General features: G+C 72.1%; 17 protein-coding genes and 4 pseudogenes. 15 read left to right on the forward strand and 6 right to left on the reverse strand.

Annotation, left to right across the window (positions count from 1 at the left end):
- Positions 1 to 13: 13 nt before the first annotated feature.
- The 3 genes and pseudogenes from ACIQ1J_RS07595 to ACIQ1J_RS07605 form a co-directional block, all read right to left on the reverse strand.
- Positions 14 to 142 (reverse strand): annotated as a pseudogene (locus ACIQ1J_RS07595) (transcriptional regulator); the annotation flags it as partial.
- Between the two features lie 161 nt (positions 143 to 303).
- Positions 304 to 942: a DUF6879 family protein gene (locus ACIQ1J_RS07600; RefSeq protein ID WP_403554992.1), complete on the reverse strand. Its 639-nt coding sequence runs from the start codon at positions 940 to 942 to the stop codon at positions 304 to 306.
- The gene (locus tag ACIQ1J_RS07605) at positions 935 to 1,204 is read right to left on the reverse strand and encodes a hypothetical protein (protein ID WP_403554994.1); all 270 of its coding nucleotides are present in this window, start codon (positions 1,202 to 1,204) and stop codon (positions 935 to 937) included. Before ACIQ1J_RS07605 ends, ACIQ1J_RS07600 begins: the two co-directional genes overlap by 8 nt.
- A gap of 226 nt (positions 1,205 to 1,430) precedes the next feature.
- Between ACIQ1J_RS07605 and ACIQ1J_RS07610 the strand changes: the two genes are divergently transcribed.
- The 4 genes and pseudogenes from ACIQ1J_RS07610 to ACIQ1J_RS07625 form a co-directional block, all read left to right on the forward strand.
- The gene (locus ACIQ1J_RS07610) at positions 1,431 to 1,841 is read left to right on the forward strand and encodes a hypothetical protein (RefSeq protein ID WP_403554996.1); all 411 of its coding nucleotides are present in this window, start codon (positions 1,431 to 1,433) and stop codon (positions 1,839 to 1,841) included.
- On the forward strand, positions 1,838 to 3,973 hold the full coding sequence (locus ACIQ1J_RS07615) for a tetratricopeptide repeat protein (RefSeq protein WP_403554998.1): 2,136 nt from the start codon (positions 1,838 to 1,840) through the stop codon (positions 3,971 to 3,973). The genes ACIQ1J_RS07610 and ACIQ1J_RS07615 overlap by 4 nt, the downstream gene beginning before the upstream one ends.
- A gap of 377 nt (positions 3,974 to 4,350) precedes the next feature.
- A pseudogene (locus ACIQ1J_RS07620) lies at positions 4,351 to 4,870 on the forward strand (DUF6079 family protein); the annotation flags it as partial.
- A pseudogene (locus tag ACIQ1J_RS07625) lies at positions 4,830 to 5,367 on the forward strand (ATP-dependent helicase); the annotation flags it as partial. The pseudogenes ACIQ1J_RS07620 and ACIQ1J_RS07625, both read left to right, overlap by 41 nt.
- Positions 5,368 to 5,430: 63 nt before the next feature.
- Here the strand turns inward: ACIQ1J_RS07625 and ACIQ1J_RS07630 are convergent.
- Positions 5,431 to 5,625, reverse strand: coding sequence for a hypothetical protein (locus tag ACIQ1J_RS07630; protein ID WP_403555000.1), 195 nt, complete (start codon positions 5,623 to 5,625; stop codon positions 5,431 to 5,433).
- 118 nt (positions 5,626 to 5,743) lie between these two features.
- Here ACIQ1J_RS07630 and ACIQ1J_RS07635 point away from each other — a divergent pair, with 118 nt between their 5' ends.
- The 5 genes from ACIQ1J_RS07635 (at position 5,744) to ACIQ1J_RS07655 (ending at position 8,385) form a co-directional block, all read left to right on the forward strand.
- A complete protein-coding gene (locus ACIQ1J_RS07635) occupies positions 5,744 to 5,971 on the forward strand; it encodes a hypothetical protein (protein WP_403555002.1) in 228 nt (75 codons plus the stop codon).
- A gap of 96 nt (positions 5,972 to 6,067) precedes the next feature.
- Entirely contained in the window at positions 6,068 to 6,637 is a 570-nt protein-coding gene (drmC, locus tag ACIQ1J_RS07640) for a DISARM system phospholipase D-like protein DrmC (RefSeq protein WP_403555004.1), read from the forward strand.
- A 242-nt stretch (positions 6,638 to 6,879) separates the two neighbouring features.
- Positions 6,880 to 7,299: an aspartate 1-decarboxylase gene (gene panD, locus ACIQ1J_RS07645; protein WP_310869841.1), complete on the forward strand. Its 420-nt coding sequence runs from the start codon at positions 6,880 to 6,882 to the stop codon at positions 7,297 to 7,299.
- A gap of 33 nt (positions 7,300 to 7,332) precedes the next feature.
- On the forward strand, positions 7,333 to 7,677 hold the full coding sequence (locus tag ACIQ1J_RS07650) for a GNAT family N-acetyltransferase (protein WP_403555007.1): 345 nt from the start codon (positions 7,333 to 7,335) through the stop codon (positions 7,675 to 7,677).
- Positions 7,678 to 7,725: 48 nt separating this feature from the next.
- Entirely contained in the window at positions 7,726 to 8,385 is a 660-nt protein-coding gene (locus ACIQ1J_RS07655) for an aspartate/glutamate racemase family protein (protein ID WP_403555009.1), read from the forward strand.
- A gap of 750 nt (positions 8,386 to 9,135) precedes the next feature.
- Here ACIQ1J_RS07655 and gndA read toward each other — a convergent pair.
- The gene (gndA, locus tag ACIQ1J_RS07660; protein ID WP_403555011.1) at positions 9,136 to 10,575 is read right to left on the reverse strand and encodes an NADP-dependent phosphogluconate dehydrogenase; all 1,440 of its coding nucleotides are present in this window, start codon (positions 10,573 to 10,575) and stop codon (positions 9,136 to 9,138) included.
- Between the two features lie 337 nt (positions 10,576 to 10,912).
- Here gndA and ACIQ1J_RS07665 point away from each other — a divergent pair, with 337 nt between their 5' ends.
- A complete protein-coding gene (locus tag ACIQ1J_RS07665) occupies positions 10,913 to 12,175 on the forward strand; it encodes a transglycosylase family protein (protein ID WP_403555013.1) in 1,263 nt (420 codons plus the stop codon).
- On the opposite strand, the gene ACIQ1J_RS07670 is transcribed toward ACIQ1J_RS07665, so the two are convergent.
- Positions 12,165 to 13,379, reverse strand: a complete 1,215-nt coding sequence (locus ACIQ1J_RS07670) for a DMT family transporter (protein ID WP_403555015.1) — start codon at positions 13,377 to 13,379, stop codon at positions 12,165 to 12,167. The two genes, ACIQ1J_RS07665 and ACIQ1J_RS07670, sit on opposite strands and share 11 nt — an antisense overlap.
- Positions 13,380 to 13,619: 240 nt before the next feature.
- On the opposite strand from ACIQ1J_RS07670, the gene ACIQ1J_RS07675 reads away from it, so the two are divergent.
- The 5 genes and pseudogenes from ACIQ1J_RS07675 (at position 13,620) to ACIQ1J_RS07695 (ending at position 18,757) form a co-directional block, all read left to right on the forward strand.
- Positions 13,620 to 14,402 (forward strand): (2Fe-2S)-binding protein, encoded by a 783-nt coding sequence (locus tag ACIQ1J_RS07675; RefSeq protein ID WP_403555797.1) that lies wholly within the window; start codon positions 13,620 to 13,622, stop codon positions 14,400 to 14,402.
- A 38-nt stretch (positions 14,403 to 14,440) separates the two neighbouring features.
- The gene (gene glgA, locus ACIQ1J_RS07680) at positions 14,441 to 15,616 is read left to right on the forward strand and encodes a glycogen synthase (RefSeq protein ID WP_403555017.1); all 1,176 of its coding nucleotides are present in this window, start codon (positions 14,441 to 14,443) and stop codon (positions 15,614 to 15,616) included.
- A 78-nt stretch (positions 15,617 to 15,694) separates the two neighbouring features.
- Entirely contained in the window at positions 15,695 to 16,915 is a 1,221-nt protein-coding gene (gene glgC / locus ACIQ1J_RS07685) for a glucose-1-phosphate adenylyltransferase (RefSeq protein ID WP_403555019.1), read from the forward strand.
- Between the two features lie 97 nt (positions 16,916 to 17,012).
- Positions 17,013 to 17,239, forward strand: a pseudogene (locus tag ACIQ1J_RS07690) (hypothetical protein); the annotation flags it as partial.
- Between the two features lie 177 nt (positions 17,240 to 17,416).
- On the forward strand, positions 17,417 to 18,757 hold the full coding sequence (locus ACIQ1J_RS07695; protein ID WP_403555021.1) for a wax ester/triacylglycerol synthase family O-acyltransferase: 1,341 nt from the start codon (positions 17,417 to 17,419) through the stop codon (positions 18,755 to 18,757).
- The last annotated feature ends 78 nt before the right edge of the window (positions 18,758 to 18,835 follow it).

The raw sequence follows: 18,835 nt of genomic DNA on the forward strand, positions 1-18,835 counted from the left end.
GCAAGGGGAAGGCGATGTTGTTGGCGTCGTCCAGCCGCAGTTCGGCGTGCCAGTCGGTCCTCGGGCACCCAGAAGCCGTTGGCGGGCAAGATCTTGACGGTCTCATGAACGGGATGGCACCCATCTCGACCGCGTCCATGCCGTTGTTGCTCGCCCCGACACTACGCAATCAGGCAGGCGACAGCAGATGACCGTCAGTAGGAGTGCTACGGGGAGCCCCGGCCGGTGCCTTGTGAGGTGGGACAGCCGGCCAGGTCGTAGCAGTACTGCCAGGAATCCGTGAAACGCGGCCCGCCCCGCTGATCACCGCGAACCGCGAGAACCCGATGGAGCACTGGCCACCCCGGGCGGGGCCAGGTCAGCGATCTCCCGGTTGAAGAAATCATGGAACCCTTCGCCACGCTCATACAGGGCGTCGAATCCGGCGTTCGTTTCCCGGATCAGCGAGCGGTCGGTGTAACGCTTTGCTCCGGCCGCATTTCCGTCCTCGTCGTACACGACCTCGTACATGGCCGCATCGCCGACGATCACCACTTCCGGGACCGGGCGATGCCGCTCGATGTGCGAAATATCGCGAGCGTCGAGAATCTTGATGTCATCGCCCAGGCCCACCCGCACCCGCAGGACGAACAATTCCCACTGCACATACGGCGTGACCGGGAATTCCACGACGCGAAGACGGCGGTGCGCGATGCCCAGTTGTGACGCCCGGCGGATTTCCTCGGCGTAGTCCTCGCGCCTCTCCACGGCCAGGGACAGGGCCCTCTCCCAGTCGCCGTCGGCGAAGGCCTCCCAGCTCGGGAAGCCCCGCTCCTTGAAGTGCTGGCCGCGTTCGAGTTTGTTGAGGAAGCCGATCCCACTGGAGTAGACCCGGCTCAGGTCGGCGTGGTAGGTCGGGCGGTCCAGTCGCTGGGAGGCGCCGTGAGGGAAGCAGTCAAACACTGGGGATGTCCGGTTTCGCCGCGATGAGCATGTTCCTGGGGATGACCACGAGACGCTCGTCCGACCCGATCGAGACACCGTCAGGCAGGTTCTTGCCCAGAGACTGGGTGAGGTCCCGGCCGATGACAGCGATGTCGCCGTTGGTGAGTTCCCAGATGTCCGGACAGTCAGGAGTTCCGGTTGTGTTCCCGAGTTCCTGGGGAGTCTTTCCCACGCGCTGCTTGAAACCTGTATCCGGATCCGCTTCCCATGGCCTGGCCATTCCGCTTCCCCCTCGATCGGTCAGGGTGCTTCACTGTAGCGTGCATCTTGCCCGGCTGGCGATGTGTTGGAACCTGCCCCCATGGGTAATGGCGAGGATTGATTCCTCCTTGTCTCGTGTTGCGCACCGCTGGAACGCTATTGATCAGGAAGAAAATCATGTCAACGCCTGACAGGTGGCACATTTCCCCTTGCTGTCGGTAAATCGGGTGAACGGAGGGACGGCTGTGGACGCAGAAGTGGCCTTGCTCGCGCAGAGCGCGGGAACCACTCTGGTCGCGTTGATGGCGACCGATGCCTGGCACCGCGCGCGTGATGGGATCACACGGCTCTGGCGCCGGACGCAGCCCGAGCGCGCCGAGACCGTCGCCGCCGAGTTGGAGGCCGGTCGCGAGGACGTATTGGTCGCCGCGACGGCGGGCGACCAGGAAACCTTGGACGAACTACGGCGCCAGTGGCAGGGGGCGGTGCGCCGGCTGCTCGTGGCCCGGCCCGCCGCCGTCGAGGAACTGCGCGCCCTGCTGGACCAGCTCGATCCCGCCGGCTCGGCCGCCCGGCAGATCACCCAGCACGCCACCGCGTCCGGCCAGGGCCGGGTCTACCAAGCGGGACATGACCAGCACATCGCAGAGCGATGATGGGCGGGACGGACGGCCACGCCGAGGACCACGGACGCGTCTACCAGTCGCGGGGCGACCAGCACATCAGCGAGCACCACCACTACGGCGGTGACGGGCCGGAGCACGGCGGACCGGATTCGGTGCGCCGCCCGGCCGTCGGCCGGCTCCCCGTCGCGCTGCGCGACCGCAGCGAGGTCATGCAACGTCTGCGGGCGAGCGTCGAGGCGGAGCGCGGCGGACAGGTCTACGTGCTGTACGGCATGGGCGGCTCGGGCAAGACGGCGGTCGCCTGCTCCCTGTTCCAGGAGGTCACCGGAGAACAGGGCCGGGCGGGCCTGTGGGTCAACGCCTCCGACCGTGCGAGCCTGCGCGCCGGCATGCTCGCCGTCGCCGCCGACCGAGGGGCGGACGACGGTGAACTGCTCGCCGCACGCAACGGCCTCAGACCGGCCGCCGACCTCGTCTGGACGTACCTCGACCGTTCCGCCGAACCTTGGTTGCTGGTCCTGGACAACGCCGACGAGCCGGAGATCCTGCGGGACGGCCACTGGCTGCGCACCAGCCCCCGCGGAATCGTCCTGGTGACCACACGGCGAGCGGCCGCCCGGTGGTGGCCGGGTGCCGAGCTGCAGCACATCGGCGTCCTGCCCCGGGAAGACGCCGCGCTCGTGCTGCGCGACCTCGCACCGCACAGCGGGACGACGGAGCAGGCGGCACGGGTCGCGGACCGGCTCGGGCGGCTGCCCCTCGCCCTGAGCCTGGCGGGCGGCTTCCTCTCCCACCAGGTCATCGACCCCTGGACGATGGACGCCTACGCGAACCAGCTCGACGGAGACGAACGGGTCCAGCTGATCGACCGGGGAGCCGACGCGCTGTCCGAAGCGGACCCCCGGCATCTGGTCGGCCTGACCTGGCAACTGACCCTCGACGCGTTCGAGGCACGCGGGCTGCCCGAAGCGGCGGCCCTGCTCCGGCTGCTGGCCCGGTTCGCCGCCGAGCCGCTTCCGCTGGCCCTGCTCAACCACGCCGGCATCGGCGCAGTACTGCCCCGTGCCCGGACCGAGACGGCGCTCAGAGCCCTCCTCGACCAGTCGCTGTCCGAACTGGTCGACGCCGCCGGGGCGCGCTGCGTACAGAGCCACGGCATCCTGCTCGACAGCGTCTCGGCGGCGACCCCCGCGGACCTCGTGTCCGCTCTCGACACGACAGCCGTCCGGCTGCTCGACGCGGCCGTGCCCGGCGTACCCGACGCCGGTCCGCACGATCCGCGACTGCGGCTCCTGGTACCGCACGCGCTGGCCCTGCTGCGGCACCTCGGCGAGCCGTCCGCCGCCGACGCCCTGGCCGTCGCGACGCGGCTGTCGGTCGCCCTGCACCGGACCGGTGACTACCTCTCCGCCTGGGAGACCGCCCGAAACGCCGCGGACCTCGCCGAGCGACACCTCGAGGCCGACCACCGTACGGTCCTCGCCGCCCGCTCCAGGGCGGGGCGGGCACTGTTCCGGCTGGGCCGGTACGCCGAGGCCGAAGCGGCGCTCCGTACGGTCCGGGACACCCAGGAGCGCGTGTTCGGCGCGGACGACCCCGACACCGCAGACAGTGGCTACGGCCTCCAGCTCGTACTGGCGAACCTCGGCCGACGAGACGAATCCGTCGCGCTGCTCCGCGGCACCGTCACCGGGCGGCGCGCTGCGCTGGGCCCCACGCATCCGCTGACCCTGCGCGCCCGCGCCAGCCTGCTGGAGATGCTGCCCGCCGCCGACGTGATCGGCGAGGAAGGCGGTGCGCTGCTCACGCTGCCGTCGCAATGCGAGCGGGCTCTTGGCCCCGACCACACCGTGACCCTGGGCGCCCGGCACAACCACGCGTGGGCGCTGTATCTCCTGGGCCGCTTCGACGAGGCCGACCGTGAGATCCAGCGGGCCGCCGAGACGTACGTGCGGCGCTTCGGGCCCGAGTACCCGGTCGTGCTCGCCGCCCGGCAGCTCCTCTCCCGGACCCGGGCCGCGCTCGGACACGTGGAGGAGGCGACGGTGCTGATGACCGACGTCGTCCAGCGGCGGGAACGCGGCCTGGGATCCGAACACCCCTTCACCGTCGCGAGCCGGCAGCTGCTGGACGCCTACCGGTCGGGGCGGTGGCGGCCGTAGAGCCCACGGCGGGAGCGGAGCGGCCCGCGCGGGCGGTGCACGAGGGTATACGGCACGGGGGCGAGGGGAGTACCGATGTAGGGTGCTATGCGCAGGCTGTACGGGTGACGTTCAGTACGAGGGGGACGACGAGTGCAGACGCCGCGAATCCGTCCGACCTGAATCGGCCGACGCCGTGAGCGTCGTTCCCGTCCGGTCACCGCGTGACCGGATCCGTCCTCGCCGCAGGGCAGGACAGCCGGCCCGCCGCACCGGCCCCTTGTATACCTGAGCCGCGTCCCGCCCCTCGGACCGGCCTCGGGCTCCGGCGGCGGACCCGCGTGACAGCGAGTACGAGCAGCGGCACCCATCGCCGTCAGGGGGAGCGAGTACCTGCAATGGCCCAGCCGCCCCTGCTCCGCGATGTCATCGACATCGAGGGAGCCATCTCCACCTCGGACTTCGTGCTGTCCCTCGCCGAGGCGACGACACCCGAGGGCGCCGAGCACGCGCTCAAGGACTACGTCGTCACCGAGCGGCTGCTGGAGAACTTCGACGAGGCGCTGGCCCTCGTCAAGTCCGCGCTGGACGGGCAATCGCTCCAAGGCGGCGTACCTGCACGGCTCGTTCGGTTCCGGTAAGTCGCACTTCATGGCCGTGCTGTACGCGCTGCTCAGCGGCGGCCCGGCCGTCCGCGCCCGCACCGAGTTCGACCCGGTGCGGACCAGGCACGAGTGGCTGAGCACGGACGGCAAGAAGTTCCTGCTGGTGCCGTACCACATGCTCGGAGCTAAGGCCCTGGAGCAGCGGGTGCTCGGCGGGCACGTGCACCACGTCAAGAAGCTGCACCCGGAGGCCCCGACCCCGCAGGTGTACCGGACCGGCTCCCAAGTGGATGAGCGGCGGCATCGCCGGGCTGTCATACACCCTGACCCGCGCCATGCGTGGAGTCCTGCTAGGCGAGAACCTGCCCGTGTCACTCACACGACGCGCCGAGGCGTGCCTGGCGGAGCAACGGGAGAACAACGCAGCCGACACCGTGGATCCCGCCGGCACGCTGGTCACGCGTACCGGCGCCGACGTGCGCTGGTGGACCTGGGCGGGCTACCGTGCCAATGCCTCTCTCGCCTCCACCCTCCAATCGGTCACCGACCCGCTGCAACGCCCCACCGACTGCTGGCTGCGCCTGCGCGAGGGCATCACCCCCACCGACTGGCGAGCGGCCCGGGAGAGTGTGGGAGAGAGAGTCTCGTCCTGCCGGAGACCCCCGTGCCGTACGCGGCCTGAAATTCTCCGCCGCACTTCCCGAACGCCTGGCGGTCGCCACGGTGGCGGCCCGCCTGGCCGACTTCGACGGCGCGCGGGCCGTGTTGTCGGAGTCCGTGCGGTTCGTTGCCTCCAGCGATCGCGACTGAGGCGTGTGACCTGCTCAGCCCCGGGCAGACTCCCTATGCCAGGTCAGGATAGCTTCGGCCTGCCTACCTGCTCGGCCCCTGCACGCGCTCGGTGACCCCGAGATCCCTACGCATCTCGTCGCGCAGGTCGTTCAGCCTGTCCCAGAGGCCGTCCAGTCGCGCGAAACGGGTGGCGTTCACCAGGAGGGCGTCCTGGCTCGGAGGAGCGGCGGCGGAGCCGTCCGAGGCTGCGCGGAGGATCCACAACTGAAGTGACACGCTGTGTGGTTAGGCGCTACCGGGAGACAGGGAGACGACTGCGCGGAGTGCTCCGGACTTCGAGGGCACCCTGGGCGGTCTGGTCTCCCTGGCCGAAGAGCGGGAGTTCGACCGGATCGTGCGCCGGGCCCTGACTGACGCCCGCCACTGCTCGGCCGACCCGCTCTGCGCCGAGCGCCTGCCGCAGGACCCGGCGGACTTCCTCCACGGAGCCGCCTGCCAGGTCTGCCTGTTCGTGTCGGAAGCCACGTGCGAACGAGGCAACAGGTTCCTGGACCGTCGGTTCCTCGTCCCGCTCACCGGGGACCAGGATCCGGTGCTGACGCCGATCGGTCTGCTGCCGTGAGCCGACCCGCGTTCGAGGGCGCCGCCGAGGCCGCCGTCGCGGCGTTCTGCGATGCCATGGAGTCGGAGTCGGTACCTCCCTCCGAGGCGGCTGCATATGATGCGAGGCTATGTCGCCGCCCGGCGGAAAGCCCGGGACATCGTTCAGGTCCGCACCGTGTGGAGCGGCCCCTCGACACCGGCGGTGCCGGTGCGGGCCACCGCTCAGGTGCTGGTCGAGGTCATCAACGAGGCGCAGCGCGAGCTGCTGGCGATGACGTATGCGGCTCGTCCGTATCCGGCCCTGACCAGGGCCCTCACCGAGGCTGCGGGCAGGGGAGTCCAGACGCATGTCGTGGTCGAGACCCTGGCCGGCGCAGGTGGCCTGCTCTCGGGGAGGGAACCGGCTGAAGCGTTCGCCTCCGTACCCGGATTGCGGCTGTGGGTCTGGGTACGGGACCCGGCCGAACGGGGCCGCTCACGCCAGCACGCCAAGCTCGCCGTCGCGGACCGCCGCACTCTCCTGCTCGGCAGCGCCAACCTGACCGAGTCCGCCGCGCGGCGCAACATCGAGGCGGGTGTCCTGGTGACCGGCGGTGAAGCACCGCGACGCACGGCAGAGCACATCGTCGAGATGCAGCGTCTCGGCGTACTCAGGCCTGTCCCGCCACGTGAAGCTGCTGGTTGACCACCCGACTGTGCGCATGGTGAAGGCTCGTCGGCCCCCGGCGTCAGTGCGGCGTCCGTGGGTACCGCGCCACACCTTGCCGGCGGACCCGCCCGTGTCCGGGAGCGACAGGCCCACTCCCTTCTCGCCGACATGGAGCGATGTTGCTCACACTCTTCGAGTCGAGCGCGTGCCAGTTGTAGAGTGAGGACCGCCCTTGACCTGCACAAAGCAGGCAGGGAGCCGTCTTCCAGGAGTCCAGCATGCTGCGCACCATGTTCAAGTCCAAGATCCACCGCGCCACCGTCACCCAGGCCGACCTGCACTACGTCGGCTCGGTGACCATCGACGCCGATCTGCTCGACGCCGCCGATCTGCTGCCCGGTGAGCTCGTGCACATCGTGGACGTCACCAACGGTGCCCGGCTGGAGACGTACGTCATCGAGGGCGAGCGGGGTTCCGGCGTGATCGGGATCAACGGGGCCGCGGCGCACCTCGTCCACCCCGGCGACCTGGTGATCCTCATCAGCTACGCCCAGGTCACCGACGCCGAGGCGCGGTCGCTGCGGCCGCGGGTCGTGCACGTGGACGGCGACAACCGTATCGTCGCCCTGGGCGCCGACGCGTCCGAGCCGGCGCCGGGCTCCGACCAGGAGCGCAGTCCGCAGGCCGTGTCGGCCTGACGTAACGAAACCGTGCGGACGAGGAGCGTGGCCGTGAGCGACATCGAGATCCGTGAGGACCGGGCGGCGGGCCGTCTGGAGGCGGTCGCAGGCGGCGAGGTCGTCGGCCGTATCGAGTACTTCGTCCTGGACGCCCCCGAGCGCGCCCTCGTCCCCGTGCACACCGTCGTCGAGCCGGCCCACGAGGGCCAGGGCATCGCGGGCTCGCTCGTGCGTGAGGTGTACGCCGTGGCGCGGGGCGAGGGCATCGCCGTCGCCCCGCTGTGTCCGTACGTCGTGAAGTGGGCCGAGCGCCACCCGGACGAGGCGCCCGCGGCCGACCCCGAGCTGCTGCGTGCGGCGAAGGAGTGGCTCGTGGCCCACCCCGAGCGGTTCTGAACCGAGGATTTCCTGAAGATCACGAGGACCTGCGACGAAGGGGCGTCCGTGCTGGCGCTGTTGCACACCTCGCCCGTGCACGTCCCCGTCTTCGACGCCCTGCGTGACGAGGCGCACCCGGGGCTGGAGCTGCTGCATCACGTCGACGCCGAGCTGCTGGAACGGGCACGCCGCGAGGGGCCGGAGGCCGTGACGGACGCCGTGCGGACCGTGCTGCGGCAGGCCGTCGCCGAGGGGGCGCGGGCCGTTCTGTGCACCTGCTCGACCATCGGCGGTGTCGCCGAGGCGGCCGCCGGCGGGGCCGGGGTGCCGGTGTTGCGGGTCGACCGGCCGATGGCCGCCGCCGCGGTGGCCGCGGGTCTGCGCGTCGTCGTCCTCGCCGCCCTGGAAAGCACGCTCGCGCCGACCGCGGCACTGATCGGCGAGGAGGCCCGGCGCTCCGGCCGCCCCGTGGAGGTGCGGACCCGTCTGGTCGACGGTGCCTGGCCGCGGTTCGAGGGCGGCGACACCGAGGGCTATCTGCGACTGGTGGCGGAAGCGGCCGACGGGGTGTCGGATGCCGACGTGATCGTCCTGGCCCAGGCTTCCATGGCACCGGCCCGGGAACTGACCAGGGCCCCTGTCCCGGTGCTGGCCAGCCCCGCGCCGGGGCTGGCCGCCGGGGCGGCGGCGGCACGCCGCGTACAGCGCTCGCCGACGCCCCTGTGATCCGGCGCGGTGGGTCACCCGGGTCCGGCCGTTCACGCGGGGGAGTGAGTGGGGAGGCGGCTGTCGGGTAGGCGGGGGACAAGTCCAGAGCCGACGACGTCGACCGACTGGCCGGAGGACAGCGCCATGACGAACCCGTATCCGGATCCCGTCCCGCCAGGGCCCACCCCGGGACCCGCTCCCGGGCCGGACCCGGAGCCACAGCCGCACCCCGGCCCGGTGCCGTCCCCGGGCCCTGTCCCGGCGCCCCCGCACCCCGGCCCCGGTCCGGAGCCGACACCCCCGCCGCCGCCTCCGGGCCCCGGCCCCGAACCCACACCTCAGCCTCCGGGACCCGGACCGCAGCCCACGCCGCCGCCCCCGGGCCCACCCGAGCCCTCCCCGTCGCCGATCCCGCCGGGACCGGAGCCGGTGCCCAGTCCGGAGCCGGGCCCACCGCTCACCTGAGCCACAGGCCACGCCCGCAGACACACAGGGCATGCACCGGGGTCGGCGGGTGGCGGAGGTGCCGGTGGCGACCGCACCGGCCGTCGCCCGCCGCCCCTCCCACTAGATCCTGTCGTCAAACTCCCGTCGCCCGCCCGAAGGGCGGGCCTCGCGGCGTCAGGTGCGTGCTCTCGGCGTGCGGGGCCCTGATCCTCGTACTGGATGTACTTGGGTCAGGGCCCCGTGCGGCGAGAGTGCGTGCATGCTGTCGCGAGGCAGACGGGAGTTTGACGACAGGGCCTAGGCACCACGCAACACGTACGACTACGCGGTGACCTCCGACCGGTCCCCGCCCCACAGCGTGTGGAAGGCGCCGTCCCGGTCGGCCCGCCGGTACGTGTGCGCCCCGAAGAAGTCCCGCTGCCCCTGCGTCAGCGCGGCCGGCAGCCGCTCGGCGCGCAGGGCGTCGTAGTAGGCCAGGGCCGCGGCGAAGCCGGGCGTCGGCACGCCCTGGCGGGTCGCGGCGACCAGGACCTCGCGCCAGTCGTCCTGCGCGTCGGCGATCTCCTGGGCGAACGTCTCGTCCGACAGCAGGCTCGGCAGATCCGCCCGGGCGTCGTAGGCGGCGCGAATGCGGTCCAGGAAGGCCGCGCGGATGATGCAGCCGCCGCGCCAGATCGCGGAGACCGCGCCCAGGTCGATGTCCCAGCCGTACTCCTCGCTGCCCGCCGCGATCTCGTGGAAGCCCTGCGTGTACGACACGATCTTCGACGCGTACAGCGCCTGCTCGACGCGGTCGGCGAAGGCGGCCGCCTCCGACTCGCCGAGTGCCGACGCCTTCGGCCCCGCCAGCCCGCGCGAGGCCTCCCGCAGCGCCGCGTGCCCGGACAGCGACCGGGCGAAGACGGCCTCCGCGATGCCGGACACCGGCACGCCCAGGTCCAGCGCGATCTGCACCGTCCAGCGGCCCGTGCCTTTCTGCTCCGCCTGGTCGACCACCACGTCGACGAACGGCCTGCCCGTCGCCGCGTCGACGTGCGACAGCACCTCGGCCGTGATCTCGATCAGGTAGGAGTCCAGGCGACCGGTGTTCCAGGTGCGGAAGATGTCGGCGATCTGCGCGGGGGAGTACCCGGCGACATCGCGCAGCAGCTGGTACGCCTCGCCGATCAGCTGCATGTCGGCGTACTCGATGCCGTTGTGGACCATCTTCACGAAGTGCCCGGCGCCGTCCGGGCCGACGTGCGTCACGCAGGGCGCCCCGTCCGCCGCCTTCGCGGAGATCTTCTCGAGCATCGGACCGAGCGAGTCGTACGACTCCTTCGAGCCGCCCGGCATGATGCTCGGGCCGTTCAGGGCCCCCTCCTCGCCGCCCGAGATGCCGGTGCCGACGAAGTGGATGCCCTGCTCGCGCAGTTCGCGTTCCCGGCGGCGGCTGTCCGCGAAGTGGGCGTTGCCCCCGTCGATGATCATGTCGCCGGGCTCCAGCAGCGGGGCGAACTCCTGGATCACCGCATCGGTCGGGTCACCGGCCTTCACCATGATCACCAGGCGCCGGGGCCGCTCCAGCGCCGCCACGAACTCCTTGGCGGTCTCGGTCGCGACGAAGTCGCCCTCGCTCCCGAACTCATCCACCAGCGCGTGCGTGCGGGACGCCGTCCGGTTGTGCACCGCGACCGTGTAGCCGTTGCGGGCGAAGTTGCGGGCGAGGTTGCGGCCCATGACCGCGAGACCCGTGACGCCGATCTGCGCTGTAGTGCTCATTGGGTTGGCTCCTAAGTGACCTTGATGTCTGTCTGGGGTGCCCTGTGTCCGTGGTGCCCTGTGTCCGTGGCGCCGGGGTGCCGTGGTGTCCGCCAGTATTGCCGGTCTGTCCGTTCGACCATCCTGACGTGCCGGTACTCGGGCCGCACTTTCTGGTCCGGCGGACTTCAGTACGCACCGGATGGGCCCGGTGCCTCAGCGTACGGACGTCCCATCCGGCCAACGGCCACCCGTTCTTGGCCACTTGGCGTGACCAACCGGCCGATTGCCGTCTTGTCATGGCCTGTTAGCGGCGCATACTTTTGCCACTCCTGACGCAATGTCGAGGGGGACCTCCATGGCCGTACGCGGCCGGCACCGCCGGTATCAGCCGAACAGGATCAACCGCGCGTCACTGACCGTCACCGCTGGTGGTGCGGGACTGGCGCTCCCGCTCATGGGTACCGGCACGGCGCAGGCGGCCGAAGTGGAGACCTGGGACAAGGTCGCCGCCTGCGAATCCACCAACGACTGGGACATCAACACCGGCAACGGCTACTACGGCGGGTTGCAGTTCACCCAGTCCACCTGGGAGGCGTTCGGCGGCACCGAGTACGCCCCGCGTGCGGATCTGGCCACCAAGGACCAGCAGATCGCCATCGCCGAGAAGGTGCTCGACGGGCAGGGCCCCGGCGCCTGGCCGGTGTGCTCGGAGCGCGCCGGACTGTCCCGGGGCGGTGACGCGCCGGACATCCGCCCGGCCGGGGGCGCGGAGACCGGGAAGAGTCCGGAACGGACCGCCAGGAAGTCCACCGAAAGGCCCGCCGGGAAGTCCGACTCGGTGAAGGACGTCCAGCCCCAGATCACCCCGCAGTCCCGGGCCGGCAAGGCCAGGATGTACACGGTGGTCACCGGCGACACCCTGTCCGGCATCGCCGACACCCAGCAGGCCCGGGGCGGCTGGCGAGGACTGTACGACGCCAACCGTGAAGCGATCGGAACGGACCCCGACCTGATCCTGCCGGGCCAGCGCCTGGCTGTGCGCGGCGAGGCGACGGCGACCGAGCCGAAGCAGAAGCAGCAGAAACAGAAGCAGGAGCAGCAGAAGAAGCCCGCCCCGGACAGCGGCAAGGAGAAGCAGGGCGGGCCGGGCGAGAAGGAGAAGGCGGACAGGGCCGACAAGGCGACGAGCAAGGCCGACAAGGCCACCACCCGCCAAGGCGTCGTCGCGCCCGTCGACGCCTCCACCGGCACGCCGTACCACCAGGCGGGCTCTTCCTGGTCGAAGGGCTATCACACCGGCGTCGACTTCCCCGTCCCCACCGGCACCTCGGTCAAGTCGGTCGCGGAGGGCCGCATCGTCAGCGCGGGCTGGGGTGGCTCCTACGGGTACGAGGTGGTCGTACGGCACAGCGACGGCCGCTACTCCCAGTACGCGCACCTCTCGGCGATCTCGGTGAAGGACGGTCAGTCGGTCGGCGCCGGCCAGCGCATCGGCCGCTCGGGCTCCACCGGCAACAGCACGGGCCCGCATCTGCACTTCGAGGTGCGGACGGGGCCCGGATTCGGTTCCGACGTCGACCCGGTGGCGTATCTGCGGGCCGGCGGCGTCAGGATCTGATCCGCACCCGTTTCCGGCTGAGAACGGGCTGCGGGGCGAACGGACCGCCGTGGAAGAGGCCGTAGGAGAGCGGCGTGTCGTCGCTCTCCGCCGGATACCGGTCCCCGTACCGGTCCCCGTACCTGTCCCTGTCCCTGTCCCCGTACCTGTCCTCGGCGGGGTCGCTGTCGGGGGTCGCCGGTGACATCGGGGAGGGCAGGAAGACCTTGTCGGGCAGCGGGGCGACCCGCGCCCCGTCTCCGTCCCGAATCTCCCGGGCGTCCCGAATCGCCTGGACCTCCCCGGCCTCCGGGACCAGCGTCTCCTCGACCGGCACCGCCGCGGACCCGGCGGACTCGGTCGCCGCCGCAACGGCCGCGACCTCCTCGGCGGACTCCCGGGCGATCCGCTCCGTCGTCAGCAGGATCAGCCCGCCCGCGGCCACCACACCGCAGCTCAGGGCCAGCGCGGTGCCCGCCGTCCCGTAGCGGAAGGTTTCGCCGAACATCGTGATGCCGACCACCGCGGCCACCACCGGGTTCACGACCGTCAACGTGGCCAGCGGGGCCGCGAGACCGGCTCCCCGGTAGGAGGCCTGCGACAGCAGCATGCCCGCCGTGGCGAGCACACCGATCACGGCGAGGGTGGGCAGGTCGGCGGCCGACATCCCGCCGGACCAGTCGACCGCGACCGTCTTGGTGAAGACCGAGGACATACCGAAGGCTATGCCGGACGCGGTCGCCAGCAGGATGCTGCGGACCGCCGGGTGCCGGTGCGCGGCCCGGCCGGCGATCATCAGCGCCACGACCACGGCGCCGGTGACGACGGCCGCCCCGACCCGCTGCCCCGTGTCCAGCGACTGCGCGTCGGACGCGCCGACCAGGGACAGCAGCCCCGCGAGACCGACCGTCGCCATGAGCGCGCCCCGCCATGCCGTCGCGCCGGCCTTGCGGCCCACGAACAGCGCCGCCATGGGCAGCGCGAACACGATGGTGAGCGCGCCCAGCGGCTGCACCAGGCTCAGCGGGCCGAGGGCGAGTGCCACCACGTGCAGCAGGCCGCCGAGGCCGTTGAGTCCGACCGCCGCCCACCAGCCGGGCCGGCGCAGTGGAGCGTACTGAGCACCCGGAGAGGACGCCGCGACCCGCTCCTGCACGATCGCTCCGCCCGCGTACGCCACGGCGGAGACGAGCGACAGCAGCACGGACAACGCGAGGGCGCTCATCGGCTGCTCCTCTGCGTGAGGCGGGGGCCCCGGGCCCGGCGCGGCGAACGGTCGTCTTCCATGGACAACACGATGCCGTCTCAGGGTCTTCCCGTCGTCGTCCCTGAGCACTCATTGGGTCCTACTGCCGATGGAGTATGACGGCGGTGCCGTCCTCCCCAGGGTGGGCGACCGAGGGACCGGACCCCTTACCCAGGCCCCTAGGGGGCCTTGATACTACTGCTCTCCGTGGACCCCGACGTGGACTTCGACCCCGGCCTCACCGCACTCCGCCCGCTCGGCGGTTTCTTCGTCCTGCGTGGCTCGCGGCCGTCGCCGCCCCGGCCCCTGCCCACCCTCGCACATGCCTGGGCACCGGTATACGGAGCTGCGACGCCGGACGTTCACGCACCGGCTCGGGAGGACCCGCTCGCCTTCCGCGTCCGGAAGGTCGCCGCCGCACTCCGCGCCCCCGAGATCCGCGTCGCCGCCTCAGTGGCCCACCAGGGGCTGGCGGCCCGCCTGTGGTCGGTGACGCTCGGATGCGCCGTCCTCTGCGGCGGCGTCCCCGACCTCGCTCCGCGCCTGCTGCGCTGGGACCCCGACGCGGCCGCCCCCGACGACCTGTGGCTCGCCGAGGTGCGGCCCCTCCCGGGCGACGCCGGCACGATCGCGGAGCTCGTGCTCGACGGCCACCTGGCACCGCTGACGGCGGCCCTGCACGCCCGGTACCGTGTCGCGACCGGTCTGTTGTGGGGCAACGCCGCCTCCGCGCTGGCGGGTGCCGCCCGGGAACTGGAGCGCTGGTCCCGGCGCCACGGCCGGGTCGACGCCGCCGCCCACGCCCGCTCGCTCACCGCCGCCCTGATGGCCCACCCCTTGCTGACCGGGACCGGCGCCCTCACCGGTAACGGCTTCCGGCGGCGCAGTTGCTGTCTGTACTACCGGGTGCCCGGCGCGGGTGTCTGCGGGGACTGCTGCTTCTCCCACCCTCCTCGATCCCCGCAGCTCCGGCGCTCTTCCCCAGGCGCCCCGTCTGAGTGACCATGAGGGGACCAGCCGCCGAGCACGGGAGGTTCCGGGTGCGTGTGGGACTGCTGACCCGGGAGTACCCGCCGGACGTGTACGGCGGCGCGGGCGTCCACGTCGAGTTCCTCGCCCGGGAACTCGCCCGTCTCGTCGACCTGGACGTGCACTGCTGGGGCGAGGGCCGCACCGACGGAGTGCTGCGCCACCGCCCCTGGACCGCGCTCGACGGCGCCAACGACGCGCTGCGCACCTTCTCCGTGGACCTCGCCATGGCCGCCGCCCTCGAAGGCCGCGAACTGGTCCACTCCCACACGTGGTACGCGGGTCTCGGCGGCCACCTCACCAAGCTGCTGCACGGCGTCCCGCATGTGGTGACCGCCCACTCCCTGGAGCCCCTGCGCCCCTGGAAGGCCGAGCAACTCGGTGGCGGTTACGCCCTGTCCGGCTGGGCCGAGCGCACCGCGGTCGAGTCCGCCGACGCGGTGATAGCCGTGTCCGCCGCCATGCGCGAGGACATCCTCGGCTGCTACCCGGCGCTGGACCCCTCCAGGGTCCACGTCGTGCACAACGGCATCGACACCACCCTCTACCGGCCCGACCCCGGCACCGACGCGCTGGACCGGATCGGCCTGGACCGCTCCCGCCCGTACGTCCTGTTCGTCGGTCGCATCACCCGCCAGAAGGGCGTGCCCCATCTGCTGCGCGCCGTACGGGACATCGACCCCGCCGCACAGGTCGTGCTGTGCGCCGGCGCCCCGGACACCCCCGAGATCGACCAGGAGTTCCGCGACCTCTTCGCCGGGCTGAGCCGCGCCCGCGAGGGCGTGCACTGGATCCCGCGCATGCTGCCGCGCCCGGAGGTGATCCAGTTGCTGACCCACGCCGCGGTCTTCGTCTGCCCCTCGGTGTACGAGCCCCTCGGCATCGTCAACCTGGAGGCGATGGCCTGCGGTACGCCCGTGGTCGCCTCCCGGGTCGGCGGCATTCCCGAGGTCGTGGCGGACGGCGCGACGGGGCTGCTCGTCCCCAAGGACGACGACGCGACCGGCAGCCGGGACGAGGGCTTCGAGGCGGGCCTCGCCCGGGCACTGGACTCCGTCCTCGGCGACCCGGAGACCGCCCGGCGGATGGGCGAGGCGGGCCGGAAACGCGCGGTGGACGAGTTCGGCTGGGACGCGGTCGCCCGCCGAACCGTCCGGCTCTACGAGGAGATTCTCGAGCAGGCGTAGGACGAGGAGCCCGTCAAGCAGGCTTGGGCCGCCCCGCTCCGGGGCAGCCGAGGGTGAACGAGGGGGAGGGGAGCGGCCATGCGTCGTGGAGGTCCTTCGGTGCTCGGGATCGTGCTGGCGGGCGGAGAGGGCAAACGCCTGATGCCCCTGACCGCGGACCGAGCCAAACCCGCGGTCACCTTCGGTGGCACGTACCGGCTGGTCGACTTCGTGCTGTCCAACCTGGTCAACGGCGACATCCTGCGGATCTGCGTGCTCACGCAGTACAAGTCGCACTCCCTGGACCGCCACATCACCACCACCTGGCGGATGTCCAGCCTGCTCGGCAACTACGTCACCCCCGTCCCCGCCCAGCAGCGCCTGGGCCCGCGCTGGTACCTGGGCAGCGCCGACGCGATCCTCCAGTCGCTGAACCTCGTGCACGACGAACGGCCCGAGTACGTCGCGGTCTTCGGCGCCGACCACGTGTACCGGATGGATCCGCGCCAGATGCTCACCCAGCACATCGAGTCCGGCGCGGGCGTGACCGTGGCGGGGATACGGGTCCCGCGCGCCGAGTCGCCGTCCTTCGGTGTGATCACCCCGGGCTCCGACGGCCGGACCGTCACCGGCTTCCTGGAGAAGCCCGCCGACCCGCCGGGGCTGGCCGACGACCCCGAGTGCGTCTTCGCCTCGATGGGCAACTACGTCTTCACCACCAAGGTCCTCATCGAGGCCCTGCACCGGGACGCCGAGGACGAGAACTCCGTGCACGACATGGGCGGCTCGATCCTTCCCCGGCTCACCGACCGGGGCGAGGCCGCGCTGTACGACTTCAGCGCCAACCACGTGCCGGGGGAGACCACCCGGGACCAGGGCTACTGGCGGGACGTCGGCACGCTCGACGCCTACTACGACGCCCACATGGACCTGATCGCCGAGCGGCCCGCCTTCAACCTCTACAACCGGGACTGGCCGATCTACACCCACTCCACCCAGCTCTCGCCCGCCCGCTTCAACGCCGGCGGCATCGCCGGCGAGTCGATCATCAGCGCGGGCTGCCTGATCCGCGGGCAGGTCACCCGGTCCGTGCTCTCGCCGGGCGTGGTGGTCGATCCGGGAGCCGTGGTGCAGGGTTCGGTGCTGCACCACAACGTGCACATCGGCCGGGGCGCGGTCGTGCGCGGGGCGGTGCTGGACAAGAACGTGGACGTGCCGCCGGGCGCGACGATCGGCGTCAACCCGGAGCGGGACGCCGAGCTGTACAGCGTCTCCAAGGGCGGCGTGATCGCGCTGGGGAAGGGGCAGCGGGTGCCGTGACGGGCGGGTGACGGCCCCGGGTCGCGCGGTGCGTCCGGGGTCGTGGTCATGTACGTGCTGACGCGAGCGCGGCCGCCGAGGACGCCGCGGAGATCCACGCGTCGGCCTGAGCCTGGACCGCCGGTACCACCCGCGCGGCTCTGGACCATCACGGCGCCCGGCACCTCGGACACCGGCCGCTACGTCCGGTCCACCCGCACGGAAGGCACGGCGTACGACCGGACCCGCCTGACGACCGACGCCCCGCGCTCCATCCGGCCGCTCGGGTTCACGGTCGGCCCGCACCCGTCCGGGTGGGGAACGTCACCGCAGGCTGCGCCACCTCCGCCGACCTGGGCACAGACGCCCCATGAGTCCCTGGAGTCCCGCCCTGCCGCCAGGGGCGGGACTTTAATCTGTTGTTAACTGTGCGTAGCGTGATCGTCCTTGACCGTAATCGGCGGAGGGCGATTGACTGCTTGTCCACCCGTCGTTCATGCGTCGTCCTTGCGAGGCAAGCCCTTGACTCCCGATCCGCTCGCTCCCCTCGACCTCGCGTTCTGGAACATCGAGTCCGCGGAGCACCCCATGCACCTCGGCGCGCTGGGGGTCTTCACGGCCGACTCGCCCACCGCGGGCGCCCACGCGGCCGACCTGCTCGCCGCCCGCGCCCCCGCGGTGCCCGGACTGCGGATGCGGATCCGGGACACCTGGCAGCCGCCGCTCGCCCTGCGCCGGCCGTTCTCCTTCGGCGGCGCGACCCGTGAGCCCGACCCCGCCTTCGACCCGCTCGACCACGTCCGGCTGCACGCCCCGACGACGGACTTCCACGCCCGGGCGGGCCTCCTCATGGGACGCCCGCTGGAGCGCGGCCGGCCGCCGTGGGAGGCGCACGTGCTGCCGGGCGCGGACGGCGGCTCGTTCGCCGTGCTGTTCAAGTTCCACCACGCCCTCGCCGACGGACTGCGGGCGCTGACCCTCGCGGCCGGGATCCTCGACCCGATGGACCTCCCCGCACCCCGGCGCCGGCCCGAGGAGCCTCCGCGAGGGCTTCTCCCGGACGTGCGCGGGCTACCGGGGAAGCTGCGCGGCGCGCTGTCCGACGCTGGCCGAGCCCTCGACATCGGCGCCGCCGCGGCCCTGTCCACCCTCGACGTGCGTTCCTCGACCGCGCTCACCGCCGAGTCCTCCGGCACCCGCCGCACGGCGGGCGTCGCCGTCGACCTCGACGACGTGCACCGCGTGCGCAAGACCGTCGGCGGCACCGTCAACGACGTCCTGATCGCGGTCGTCGCCGGCGCCCTGCGCCGCTGGCTGGACGAGCGCGGAGACGGCAGCGAGGGCGTCGCGCCCCGAGCCCTGATCCCCGTCTCCAAGCGCCGCCCGCGCGCCGCCCACCCGCAGGGCAACCGGCTCTCCGGTTACCTGATACGGCTTCCGGTCGGCGACCCCGACCCGCTGTCCCGCCTCGGCACGGTCCGCGCCGCCATGGACCGCAACAAGGACGCGGGGCCCGGCCGGGGCGCCGGTGCCGTCGCCCTGCTCGCCGATCACGTGCCCGCGCTCGGTCACCGGCTCGGCGGGCCCCTGGTCGGGCAGGCCGCCCGGCTCTGGTTCGACATCCTGGTCACCAGCGTCCCCCTGCCCAGCCCGGGCCTGCGGCTCGGCGGCCACCCGCTCACCGAGGTCTACCCGCTGGCGCCGCTGGCCCGCGGCCACTCCCTGGCGGTGGCCGTCTCGACGTACCGCGGACAGGTCCACTACGGCCTGGTCGCCGACGCGAAGGCGGTGCCGGACCTCGACCGGTTCGCCCTGGCCGTGGCGGAGGAGGTGGAGACTTTGCTCACCGCCTGCGGTCCCTGAGGCGAACGGGTTTGGCTCCGTGCCCCGGCGCTGAATAAAATCCGCTGTTCGAAAGCGGACGCGTCTCGGAGCGCCGCG

Source organism: Streptomyces sp. NPDC097107 (assembly GCF_044762405.1).
Taxonomy (GTDB): domain Bacteria; phylum Actinomycetota; class Actinomycetes; order Streptomycetales; family Streptomycetaceae; genus Streptomyces; species Streptomyces thinghirensis.